Annotated in this window: 11 protein-coding genes; 4 read left to right on the top strand and 7 right to left on the bottom strand. The window is 70.5% G+C overall.

Annotated elements, in window-relative coordinates; translation table 11 throughout:
* Positions 1-208: 208 nt before the first annotated feature.
* Positions 209-1,150 (bottom strand): ornithine cyclodeaminase family protein, encoded by a 942-nt coding sequence (locus JNL41_RS17850; protein ID WP_293477290.1) that lies wholly within the window; start codon positions 1,148-1,150, stop codon positions 209-211.
* 10 nt (positions 1,151-1,160) lie between these two features.
* Entirely contained in the window at positions 1,161-1,721 is a 561-nt protein-coding gene (locus JNL41_RS17845; protein ID WP_293477288.1) for an HNH endonuclease, read from the bottom strand.
* 1,069 nt (positions 1,722-2,790) lie between these two features.
* Here JNL41_RS17845 and JNL41_RS17840 point away from each other — a divergent pair.
* The 3 genes from JNL41_RS17840 to JNL41_RS17830 are packed head-to-tail and all read left to right on the top strand — an operon-like array spanning position 2,791 to position 5,150.
* Positions 2,791-3,429: a TetR/AcrR family transcriptional regulator gene (locus JNL41_RS17840; RefSeq protein WP_293477287.1), complete on the top strand. Its 639-nt coding sequence runs from the start codon at positions 2,791-2,793 to the stop codon at positions 3,427-3,429.
* A 10-nt stretch (positions 3,430-3,439) separates the two neighbouring features.
* Positions 3,440-4,267, top strand: a complete 828-nt coding sequence (gluQRS, locus tag JNL41_RS17835) for a tRNA glutamyl-Q(34) synthetase GluQRS (protein ID WP_293477285.1) — start codon at positions 3,440-3,442, stop codon at positions 4,265-4,267.
* Positions 4,260-5,150: a DMT family transporter gene (locus JNL41_RS17830; protein ID WP_293477283.1), complete on the top strand. Its 891-nt coding sequence runs from the start codon at positions 4,260-4,262 to the stop codon at positions 5,148-5,150. The genes gluQRS and JNL41_RS17830 overlap by 8 nt, the downstream gene beginning before the upstream one ends.
* Positions 5,151-5,191: 41 nt before the next feature.
* Here JNL41_RS17830 and JNL41_RS17825 read toward each other — a convergent pair whose 3' ends face one another.
* The 3 genes from JNL41_RS17825 to JNL41_RS17815 all read right to left on the bottom strand — a co-directional run bounded on the left by JNL41_RS17825 (position 5,192) and on the right by JNL41_RS17815 (position 8,153).
* The gene (locus JNL41_RS17825) at positions 5,192-6,604 is read right to left on the bottom strand and encodes a protein adenylyltransferase SelO (protein WP_293477281.1); all 1,413 of its coding nucleotides are present in this window, start codon (positions 6,602-6,604) and stop codon (positions 5,192-5,194) included.
* Between the two features lie 177 nt (positions 6,605-6,781).
* The gene (locus JNL41_RS17820; RefSeq protein ID WP_293477280.1) at positions 6,782-7,582 is read right to left on the bottom strand and encodes an SDR family NAD(P)-dependent oxidoreductase; all 801 of its coding nucleotides are present in this window, start codon (positions 7,580-7,582) and stop codon (positions 6,782-6,784) included.
* Position 7,583: 1 nt separating this feature from the next.
* Entirely contained in the window at positions 7,584-8,153 is a 570-nt protein-coding gene (locus tag JNL41_RS17815; protein ID WP_293477279.1) for a carboxymuconolactone decarboxylase family protein, read from the bottom strand.
* A 94-nt stretch (positions 8,154-8,247) separates the two neighbouring features.
* On the opposite strand from JNL41_RS17815, the gene nhaA reads away from it, so the two are divergent.
* Positions 8,248-9,435, top strand: a complete 1,188-nt coding sequence (gene nhaA / locus JNL41_RS17810) for a Na+/H+ antiporter NhaA (RefSeq protein ID WP_293477277.1) — start codon at positions 8,248-8,250, stop codon at positions 9,433-9,435.
* Between the two features lie 44 nt (positions 9,436-9,479).
* On the opposite strand, the gene JNL41_RS17805 is transcribed toward nhaA, so the two are convergent.
* Positions 9,480-10,127 carry a response regulator transcription factor gene (locus tag JNL41_RS17805; protein WP_293477275.1) on the bottom strand — a complete coding sequence of 216 codons (648 nt, stop codon included), beginning with the start codon at positions 10,125-10,127 and terminating at the stop codon, positions 9,480-9,482.
* Positions 10,128-10,196: 69 nt separating this feature from the next.
* On the bottom strand, positions 10,197-11,485 hold a 1,289-nt coding region (locus tag JNL41_RS17800; protein WP_293477273.1), incomplete at its 5' end, for a HAMP domain-containing sensor histidine kinase.

The following is an 11,485-nucleotide window of genomic DNA, read 5'->3' as shown; positions in this document are numbered from 1 at the left end:
CCGCCGAAACCACCCGATCCCGAAGATCGCTCGAATAGGCTCGAACCATCCAGGCTGGCCTCCCGCCCAGCCCAGATCTTGAATCATGATCCGTCCAACACCGGAATCCCAGATTCAATCTCGCCAGATCATGCTCTAGTGTGCTTTTTGGATCTGAAGTTCGCTCGGCGCTCCGACCCGGAAGCAGGCGAACTTCAGATCCAGCACACTAGTCCGCGGCGAAGAGGGCCTCGGCGGCGGCGAGGTCCTGCACCACATGGCCCAGGGACTTGTAGACCGTGACCTGCTCGGGGCTCTGGCGGCCCGGCAGGGTCCCGGCCAGCACCTGCCCGATCTCGCCCGCGATGTGGTCGTCGTCGACGACGCCGGCGGCCCTGGCGCGCAGGAACTCGCCGCCCTGCGCCAGCACGCCCTCGCGGCTGTCGGCGATGAAGCGGGACCTGGCCACGAGGATGGCGTCGGCCTCGAGCTGGCTCGCCACCCCCGCGCCCACGAGGTTCACGTGCGTGCCTGGCCGGATCCAGTCGCCCGCCAGGATCGGCTCGCGCGACGGGGTGAGCGTGCAGACGATATCGGCCTCCCCCACCGCGGCCTCGGCCGTTTCCGCAACGGTCACCGGCACGCCGGCCTCGGGCCCGACGTGGGCGGCGAACTTCGCGGCGCCTTCGGCCGAGCGGCCCCAGACCGTGATCGCCGAGAGCTTCCTCACCTTGGAGATGGCCCGGACGTGGGTCACGGCCTGCTCGCCGTACCCCAGGAGGGCCAGGCGCGACGCCTCGGGCCGCGCCAGGGCGTCGGTGGCCGCGGCGCTGGCCGCCGCCGTGCGGATCGCCGTGATCGCGCCCGCATGCGCCACGCAGACGGGCGCGCCGCTCTCGTAGTCGAACAGCGCCACCACGCCCTGGTGCGACGGCCGCCCCCGCGCGAAGTTGTCGGGATAGACGCTGATCAGCTTGGCGCCGAACACCGCGCGTTCGCCCAGGGCGCCCGGCATGATCCCGAACAGCCGGCCCTCGGCCAGCGGGATGATCGAGCGCAGCAGTTGCCGCGTCTCGCCGGCCGAGAACGCGATCATCGCCTTGCGGACGATCGGGATGGCAACATCGTAGGTGAGCCGGGCGCGGACCTCGGCCTCGTCGATCAGGCGCATGGGGCCGACCTTATGCCTCCAGCTCGATGTCCCAATAGAGGTAGTCGAGCCAGCTTTCGTGCAGGTGGTGCGGCGGGAACTTCCGCCCCCGCTCCTGCAGCTCGTAGGCGCTGGGCCGCCGGGGCTTCAGGCGCGGGTGCATGTGCGCCTCGTGCGGCGTGCGGCCGCCCTTCTGCAGGTTGCAGCGCGCGCAGGCGGTGACGATGTTCTCCCAGGTCGTGCGCCCGCCGCGGGAGCGGGGGATCACATGGTCGAACGTCAGGTCCTCGCCCGCGCGGCAGTACTGGCAGGAGAAGCTGTCGCGCAGGAAGAGGTTGAAGCGGGTGAAGGCCGGCGGCCGGTCCTGGGCGACGTAGCTCTTCAGCGACACCACGCTGGGCAGCTTCATCGCGAACGACGGCGAGTGGACTTCCTGATCGTAGGTCGAGACGACGTCCACGCGGTCGAGGAAGACCGCCTTGATCACTTCCTGCCACGGCCACAGCGACAGCGGATAGTACGACAGCGGCCGGAAGTCGGCGTTGAGCACGAGACAGGGCCATCCCGAGGGCGGAGCCTTAAGCACCTGCATGGCAGGGCCTCCGGGCGCGCCTGATGGCGGTTATGGCGATCGACGTTTGACTGAAGACAGCACCCCAGTGACGGAAATCGACGTGACTGAGGAATCTATAGGCCCGATTCGGAGACAACTCTACGACGACGGGGCCCTTGGGCGGTTTGACAGAGCTTGCGGATGGCCTCGCCCGATCGCGAGGACGGGCGAGGCTCTATGCGCGGCGCATATGTCAGGCGCCGAGAACGACGGTGGCGCCGGCGACGGTCAGGGTCAGGCCCAGCACCGCGTAGGTCACGACCATGTCGAGCATCCTGTTCATGAGATGCGACATCGTACTTTCCTTTCTCTCCATGGGCCCGGCCGATCCGGGCCCCCTCGTCCATCCGGACGATGTTCAGATAGCACATATCTGAGCAGTGTCTAGATGGTTGATATCGCCACTTCGCTATACATTTTCGTAATGCTGGGCAGGCGACCGCCCAAACGAAAAGAGGCCCCGAAGGGCCCCTCCTCGGTTCCTGCCGGGATGGGGGCTCAGATGCCCAGGCCGACCGTGCCGCCCGCGGCCACGAAGCCGAGGAAGAGCAGGAAGGTCGGAACGAACCGGTCGAACTTCGCGAGAGACATGACACACACCTTCAGTTTGTTTCGTCTGTGGGTCCCCGGGGGAGCGGGGATGTCCTTCTGGACGAGCAATGGATAACACTATCTGAACACTGCACAGATCAGCGATTTCGCCGGACGGCTATGCAGAACCGCACATGCGCCGGGGTCCTGACGGAGGCCGACGAAAAAGGGGCCCTCGTCGGGCCCCTCCTGTCGTTTTCGACCTCGAGGAGGGGAGTCCTCAGGCGCCGAGCCCCGCGGTGGCCACGGCCGCGACGGCGCCGAGGAACAGCAGGAACGAAGGCGCCAGACGGTCGAAGAGCCGTTCGAAGTTTGCGAGAGACATGACACACACCTTTCAGTTGGAACCCCGGGGGAGCGGGGCCGTTTCTTATTTGAACAGCGCTCAGATAGGAGCGGCGACCAGGACCGTCAATGGCATCTGTACAGCGCTCAGATGTGAATTTATGGTAATGCCATGAGCGAAGCTAAAAGCGTCGAATCCCGCCCGTACCATCATGGTGACCTGAGGCGCGCCCTCGTGGAGGCCGCGCGACGCGTGCTGGAGGCGGAAGGTCCGAGCGCGCTCTCGCTCCGCGCCGTGGCGCGCGAGGCGGGCGTGAGCCCCGCGGCGCCCTACCACCACTTCAAGGACAAGGCCGAGCTGCTCGACGCCGTCGCCCACGAGGGGTGGGAGATGCTCCAGCTCGCGATGATCGAGGCCAAGGCGCGCACCGACCGCAGCCAGCATCTCACCGCGCTCGGCATCGCCTACGTCTGCTTCGCCCGCGACTATCCGGCGCTCTACCGCGTGATGTACGACGCGGCCCGCGACAAGGAGGCCCTCCCGATGGACGTGGAGGACGCCAATCCCGAAAACGGCAACGCCTACTGCATGGTGCGCGACACCATGATCGAGCACGGCGCGGACCCGAGCGCCGAGACCCACCTGGAACTCGCCACCGTCGCGGCCTGGTGCGGCGCGCACGGCCTGGCCGAGATGGCCGGCTTCAAGCAGTTCCAGCACCTGAAGGACGAGCTGGGCGGGGAACGCGCCTTCCTCGACGCCGTCTTCAGGCACATGGGCCTGTTCCCCACCCAGGCGCACGACTGCTAAGCCACGGCGGGTGTTCGCCACCCGCTTCGCGCCCTCCCCGACCGGATACCTGCACAGGGGCCACGCCTATTCGGCGCTGACCGCGTTCGAGGCGGCGCGCGCGGCCGGCGGCCGCTTCGTGCTGCGCATCGAGGACATCGACGCCACGCGCTGCCGTCCCGAGTTCGAGGCGGCGATCCACGAGGACCTGGCGTGGCTGGGCCTGGACTGGGAAACGCCGGTCCGCCGCCAGTCCGAGCACACCGACGACTACCTGGCCGCGCTGGCCCGCCTGGAGGCCGACGGCCTCCTCTACCGCTGCTTCAGGACCCGGAGGGAGATGGCCGAGGCGATGGCCTCGGCGCCGCACGGCCCGATGGAGGTGTTCCGCGGGGGGCCGCTCGCGCCGGACGAGGAGGCGCGCAGGCTCGCGGCCGGGGAGGCGTTCGCCTGGCGGCTCTCGCTCGACGCGGCCTCGCGAAGGCTAGGCGGGTTCGCCGGGCTCGACTTCCTGGACGAGGGCGAGGGCCGCGTCGCCGCGCAGCCCGAGCTCGGCGGCGACGTGGTCCTGGCGCGCAAGGACGTGGGCGTGGCCTATCACCTGGCGGTCACGGTCGACGACGCCCTGCAGGGGATCACCCACGTCATCCGCGGGCGCGACCTCTTCGAGGCGACCCATGTGCAACGGCTGCTGCAGGCGCTGCTCGGCCTGCCGACGCCCGCCTACCGCCACCACCCCCTGCTCGTCGGCCCCGACGGCAGGCGGTTCGCCAAGCGCGACAAGGCCGAGACGCTGCGGTCCCTGCGCGAACAGGGTATGACCGCCGCCGACCTTCGCAAGGAGCTGGGCTTTGGCTGAGGCCGCCGCCGCCCCGGAGCTGACCCCGAACGAGCGCTGGCAGGCGGTGGCCGTGCTGGTGATGGGCGCATGCATCATCGGGCTCTCGGCGATCCTGGTGCGGCTGTCGCACGTGGGGCCGGCGGCCGCGGGGTTCTGGCGGCTGGCCTTCGCCATGCCGCTGCTGGCGCTGATGACGCTGCGGTCCGCGGGCGGGTTCGGGCCGCCGCCGAAGATGGCGCTGCTGGCCGGCGTGTTCTTCTTCTTCGACCTCGTCTTCTGGCACTACGGCATCCGCTACACCTCGGTGACCAACGCCACGGTGCTGTCGAACCTGACGCCGGTCGTCGTCACCGCCTTCGCCTGGATCTTCCTGAAGCAGCGCCCGCGGATGCTGTTCCTGGCCGCGGTCCTCGCGGCCGTGGGCGGGGCCTGGCTGATGGCCATCGAGAAGGGCGGCGGCGGCCTGAAGAACCAGCCGCTGGGCGACCTGCTGTCGCTGATCACGGCCTTCTGGTACGCGCTCTACTTCCTGGCCATGGCCGAGGGCCGCAAGACCGAGGGCGCCAGCACGCTGATGCTGTGGGTGGGCCTCGTCGGCGCGCCGCTGCTGTTGCTGGCCGCGCTCGTGCTGCGCGAGCCGATGCTGCCCGCCGACGCCATCGGCTGGGGCGCCTGCGTGGGCCTGGGCCTGATGCACGTGACCGGCCAGGGCTCCATCGCCTGGGCGATGGGCCGGCTGCCGACGTCCACGGCGTCGGTCGTGGTGCTGATCCAGCCGGTCGTGGCGGCCATCCTGGGCTGGATCCTGTTCGCCGAAGCCATCGGCCCCCTCCAGGGCCTGGGCGCCGCGATCACGCTGGGCGGCATCGTGCTGGCGCAGTGGGCGTCGCGGAAACGCTGACACAGCCCAATGGGTGGCCCCGACAGGCCGGGCCATGGCGATCAGAGGGCGTATGCGACCCGCGCGGTCTCGATGCGGGCGAGCTTCTCGTGGAAGACGCTCCAGTCGTCGGCCTCCGAGATGAAGGCCCAGAGCGCTTCGATCTGGTCGTAGAGCAGTTCTTCGGGCTCGGCCCCGGCGAAGTAGGCGTGCGCCAGGCGTTCGGGGCGGTCGGGCGTGTAGGCGGCGATCCGCTCGCGGAAGGCGGCGAACGCTTCCTCGGCATAGAGGTCGGCGCGGGGGCCGGCCATCGCGCGATCCGCCGAGCCGCAGAACCAGTCGAAGAAGAACGGCTCCCAGCGCAGCCGCTCGCCGCCCTCGGCCATGCCCTGGAAGCTCGCCTGGACGAGCTCAGCGTCCGCCTCGGCGCTCTTCGGCTGCACGCCGAGGCGGGCGAGCATCGCCGCCATCAGCTCGGCGCGATAGGCGGGGCCGAAGCCGTTCAGGGCATCGACCAGCGGGTCGCTGTCGGTGACGAGACTGAGGCAGCCGGCCAACTGCTGGAGGTTCCAGAACACCGCCTCGGGCTGGCGGCCGAAGCTGTAGAGGCCGGCCGAGTCGAAGTACGCCGCGACGAAGTTCGGGTCCGAGTGCGGCAGGAACCGATAGGGCCCGTAGTCGAAGCTCTCGCCGGTGATGTTCATATTGTCGGTGTTGAGCACCCCATGGACGAAGCCGGCGCTCATCCAGCGGGCCGTGAGCCGCGCCGCCTTGCCGACCACTGCCTGGAGGAGCGCCGCCGGCCGGTCGTTCTGGCCTTCCAGGTCCGGATAGTAGAGGCCGATCACATGGTCGACGAGGGCCGCCACCCGGTCCCTGGCCTCGAAGAAGGCGTGGCGCTGGAAGGTTCCGAAGCGGACGTGGCTGTGGCTGAGCCGCACCAGCACCGCCGAGCGCGTCGGACTGGGCTCGTCGCCACGGACCAGCGCCTCGCCGGTCTCGATCAGCGAGAACGACCGCGACGTCGGCACGCCCAGCGCCTCCAGCATGGCGGTGGCCAGCACCTCGCGCACGCCGCCCTTCAGCGTCAGGCGGCCATCGCCCTGCCGGGACCATGGCGTCGGCCCCGAGCCCTTGGTCCCGAGATCGAGCAGCCGGTCCGTGCCCACCTCCCGCAACTGGGCGAACAGGAAGCCGCGGCCGTCGCCGAGATCGGGGTTGTAGGTGCGGAACTGGTGGCCGTGATAGCGCTGCGCCACCGGCGGGTCGACGTTGCCCGGCAGCGGCCGGAAGCGGCCGAAGTGGGCGATCCATTCCTCGTCGGTCAGCCCGTCGAGGCCCACGCTCGCCGCGGCGCGGTCGTTGCGGAACCGCAGGATCGTCTGCGGGAAATCGGCGGCCCGCACCGGATCCGAGAACTCGGGCCCCAGCGCCGGGAACTGCGGATCGGGTCGGTAGGCGGCGGACGGCGGCATGCCCCGCACCTAGCCGCGGGGCGCGCACCGGGGCAACTAGCGGATGCCCAGGAAGCCCAGAACGGCCAGCACGACGACCACCAGGCCGACCAGGTAGATGATCCCATTCATGGCGCAGCTCTCTCCTCGCGTCCCTCAGGCGCCGAGAACGCGGAGAGCGGCAGGGCCGTTCCGGCGCTATCCGATGCGCACCCCCATGGCGCCGTCCACGGGCAGGATCGCGCCCGAGATGAAGCCGGCCTCGTCGGACGCGAGGAAGAGGGCTGCGTAGGCGGTGTCCCAGCCCGTGCCCATCTTGCCGCCCAGCGGCACGCGGGCGTCGCGTTCGGCGCGGACCTCGGCGGTGGAGCGGCCGCTGGCCCGGGCGATGCCGGACACCGCCATGGGCGTGTCCATGTAGCCCATCATGATGGCGTTGCAGCGCACGCCGTAGCGGGCGTTCGACTGCGCGACGCTGGTGGTCAGGCGGTTCACCCCGGCCTTGGACACCTCGTAGGCGAGCTGGATGCCGCCCGCCCGGGCCGCCAGCGACGAGATGTTGACGATCGAGCCCGCGCCCTGCTCGCGCATCACCGGCAGCGCCGCCTTGATGGTCAGCCACATGCCCTTCAGGTTGACCGCGAGGATGCGGTCGAACGCCGCCTCCTCCAGCCGGTGGGCGGGGCCGTCGCCGCCGCCGATGCCGACGTTGTTGACCAGCACGTCCAGCCGGCCGAACCGCGCCCTGGCCTCCTCGACCACGCGGTTGCAGTCGGCGGCCCTGGCGATGTCGGCGCCGATGGCCTGGGCCGCGCCGCCCTCCTCGACCACCATGGCGGCGGTCTCCTCGGCGCGTTCGGCGACGCGGTCGACGCACAGGACCTGCGCCCCCTCGCGGGCGAACAGCAGCGCCATGGCGCGGCCGTTGCCGACCGTCTCGCCCGGCGTCTGGCCGGCGCCGACGATCACCGCGACCTTGCCCTCGAGGCGGCCTGTCACGTCAGTAGCCCTTCAGCTCGGGATCGAGCGTCTGGCCTTCGTCGAGCTGCACGCCGAAGGTGTTCAGGATCATCGAGACCTGGGTGTACTGGCCCACGGTGAAGACCAGGTCCATGCACTGCTTCTCGGTGTAGTGCTTCCGCAGTTCGGCCCACGTCGCGTCGGTGACGAAGTGGTCGGCGTGGAGTTCGTCGGAGGCCCGGATGAGCACCGCGTCGGCCGGCTTCCAGCCCGCGTCGGCGCCGCGCTTGATGGCCTCGATCTCGGCGTCGGTGAGGCCGCTCTGCAGGCCGATCCGCGTGTGCTGGGTGAACTCGTAGCCGCTCTTGCAGAGATAGCCGATGCGCAGGATCACGATCTCGCGCTCGCGGGCCGGCAGGTCGTTGCGGCGCGACAGCACGTAGCCGCCCCAGTCGTTGAACCGGCTGAGCGCCTTCGGCGAATGCGCCAGCGTGCGGAAGATGTTCAGCACGCCCATGGTCCCGTTGCGGACCGGCTTCAGCGCCTCTTCCTGGTCGGGCGTCAGCTCGTGGTCGGCGAGCGGCGCGATCCGCGGCTTGGTCAATCTCATGGCGCTTCCTCGAATGTCCGGGTCGTTCCGGGCACCTTAGAGCCGCCGCCCGATTTCGCTAGAGCGGGCCGGGACCAGTTGGTAGGCAGGGTAGATGGCGTCCCGATCCACCCTCGAATTCCTGAAGACGGAAACGGGCTCCGGGCTCCTGCTCGCGGCTTCCGCCTTCGCAGCGATCCTCTGGGCCAACTCGCCGTGGGCCGGGTCATACGACGCCCTGACCCACACCGCGGTGCCGGTGCAGGTGGGTCCGTTCGTCCAGGAGATGAGCCTCTCGGGCTGGGTCAAGACGGCCCTGATGCCGATCTTCTTCTTCGTCGTCGGGCTGGAGATCAAGCACGAGATCCTTCGCGGCGAGCTCTCGAACCCGCGGCGGCTGGCGCTTCCGATCCTGGCGGCGGCGGGGGGCGTCCTCGCGCCGGCCCTGATCTACCTGGCGATCAACAGCGCAGGCGGCGGGCGGATGGAAGGCTGGCCGATCCCGACCGCCACCGACATCGCCTTCGCGCTCGCGGCGCTGGCCATGGCCGGGCCGAAGCTGCCGGCGACGCTCAGGGTGTTCCTGCTGACGCTGGCCATCGCCGACGACCTTGTGGCCGTGGTGCTGATCGCGGCGCTCTACACGACGGAGTTGCGGTTCCCGATGCTGGCGGGCGCGGCGGTGACGACGGCGGTGCTGGCCGCCATGGGCCGCTGGCGCGCCGCGCCCTACGCCTTCTGGGCGGTCGGCGGCCTGCTCCTCTGGGGCTTTACGCTGGAGTCCGGGGTGAACACGTCGCTGGCGGGCATCGCGGCCGCCTTCTGCTTCCCGCTGGAGCCGAAGCGGCCCGGCGGCCAGGGCGCGCTGGCCGAGACGATGGAGGCGCTGCACCCCTACGTCGCCTTCCTGATCCTGCCGCTCTTCGCCTTCACGGCGGCGGGCTTCACCCTGGGCGGCGAGGGCGGCGAGGTGCTGGGACCGGTCAGCCTGGGGGTCGCCGCGGGCCTCTTCTTCGGCAAGCAGATCGGCATCTTCGGCGCGGCGGCGCTGGCGATCGGGCTGAAGTGGGCGCGGCGGCCCACCGGCGCGAAGTGGCTGGAACTCTACGGCGTCTCGGCCCTGTGCGGCGTCGGCTTCACCATGAGCCTGTTCATCGGAGCGCTCGCCTTCCCCAACGCCGACGCCGCGCATCAGACCCAGGTGCGGGCGGGCGTGGTCGCGGGCTCGCTGGCGTCGGTGCTTCTGGGCGCGATCCTGCTGCGGATCAGCGCGTCCCGGCGCGCGCGCGACGCCGACGCCTAAGACCTTCGCCTTCCCGGACCCGGACCTACCCGGGCTTCGAGGGTCTAGATCAGCCCCAGCTCGCGGGCGCGCATCGCCGCTTCGGTGCGGTTGGCGGCGCCCAGCGCGGCTATGGCGGCGGCGGTGTGGGCCTTGATCGTCGCCGGCGACAGGTCGAGGTCGCGCGCGATCTCCTTGTTGGACCCGCCGCCAGCGATCAGGCGCAGGACGTCGAGCTGGCGGTCGGTGAGGCGCGCGGCGAACCCCTCGGGCGTGAGCCTCGCCGCCGGCGCGGAAGGCGGCGCGGCGCCGCGCGTGGCGAGTTCCGCCAGCCGCGGCGGCAGGTAGCGCCCGCCCGCCAGGACCAGCCGGATCGCCGCCTCGATCACCGCGCTCTTCGACGTCTTCGGCGCGAAACCGGCGACGCCCAGCCTGATGAGGTCCAGCAGGACCGCGTCGTCCTCGTTGCCGGTGATCACCAGGATCGGCGTGCCCGGCGACGCCTCGCAAAGCCGGCGTATCCCCTCGACCGGCGTGGCGCCGGGCATGACGAGGTCGCTGAGGATCAGGTCGGGCCCGTTTGCCGCCGCCGCCCACGCCGACGGATAGTCGGCCGCCTGCACCACCTCGGCCTCGGGCCAGCCGATCGCCACCGCGCCGGTCAGGGCCTCGCGCATCATCTCGTGATCGTCGCAGATGAGGCAGGATTGCATCGACGCTGCGGCCCCCTCAGATCGCGCGCAGCTCCTGCGGAGTTGCTCGACCGCGCGAGGCGGAACGCGTCAGCCAGCTTTGTCCGGGGCGGCCGGAAGTTCAATCCAGAACGCGCTGCCGTTGCGCCAGCTCGCCTCGTAGGCGACTTCTCCGCCCATCAGCCGCGTCATGCGCCGGGCCGAGGCCAGGCCCAGGCCGAACCCGCCGCGCACCTCGTCCCCGTGGTTGGAGCCCTGCACATAGTCGTCGAACAGCCGCGGCGCGTCGGCGGCGGGGATGCCGACCCCGTCGTCGAGCACCCACAGGCGGATCCGCCCGTCGCATCGCCGCGCGCCGACCAGAACGCGCCCGGCCTTGGCGTGGCGCAGCGCGTTCACGATCAGGTTGCCCAGCGTGCGCTCCAGGAGCCCGGGATCGGCCAGCGCCTCGAGCCGGCTCGTCATCGGGGTGATCTCCACGCGGGCGAGGCGGGCCGCGGGCTCGTTCATCTCCACGACGCGCGCGATCAGCGGGCCGACCGCCACGCGCTCCACCCTTGCCTCCACCGCTCCCGACTCCAGCCGCAGGTGCTCCAGCATCCGGCGCAGGAGCTGTTCGGTGGCGTCGAAGGCCCAGGTCACACGGCGGGCCGCCGTCTGCCGGGCCGCCGTCGTCGGACTGCGCAGCACCTGGTCGAAGAAGAGACGCGCCGCCTGCAGCGGCTGGCCGAGGTCGTGGCTGGCCGACTCCAGGAAGCGGGTCTTGGCGTCGCGCTCGGCCGCCACCTGCACGAGCGCCGTCTCGGCCGCCCGCCGCGCGGCCCAGGCCTCGTCCACCGCGTTCTGCACGAACCGCTGCAGCATCATGATGGTCACGGCATACGACACGTCGAAGATCACCAGCGCCGCCGAGTACCGGGTCGGATGGACCATCAGGTAGAGGCCGATCGAGACCGGCAACGCGAGCGGCGCCAGCGGCAGCCGGCCCCGGCTCGGCGGCGGCTGGATGGTGGTCATGATGTAGACCGTGACGGTGCAGACTTGGCAGACGATGCAGGCCAGGACCACGCTCTCGCTCGCGTGGGGCATCCACAGCCAGAAGCCGCCCGACAGGAGCACGATGCCGCCCCAGACGACGAAGGGGCTGGAGAACGGCCAGGCGTTGAAGCCGACGCCCGAGGGCGGCACGGGCCGGAACAGCATCGCGATCCAGCCCAGCACGAACACCGTCGCCCAGCCCTGCACGACCAGCCGGTTCAGCATCGGCAACTGCGGCCCGATGAACCAGGGAATCGACGTGAAGGCGCCGATCACCATGGCGACCGCCATCAGGTTGATGATCACCGACTGCCACTTCGGCATACCGCGCTCCCGCCCGC

The organism is Phenylobacterium sp. (genome assembly GCF_016793285.1).
Classification (GTDB): Bacteria; Pseudomonadota; Alphaproteobacteria; order Caulobacterales; family Caulobacteraceae; genus Phenylobacterium.
The sequence above is the reverse complement of the archived record's forward strand: the minus strand, read 5'-3'. Positions and strand labels throughout refer to the sequence as shown.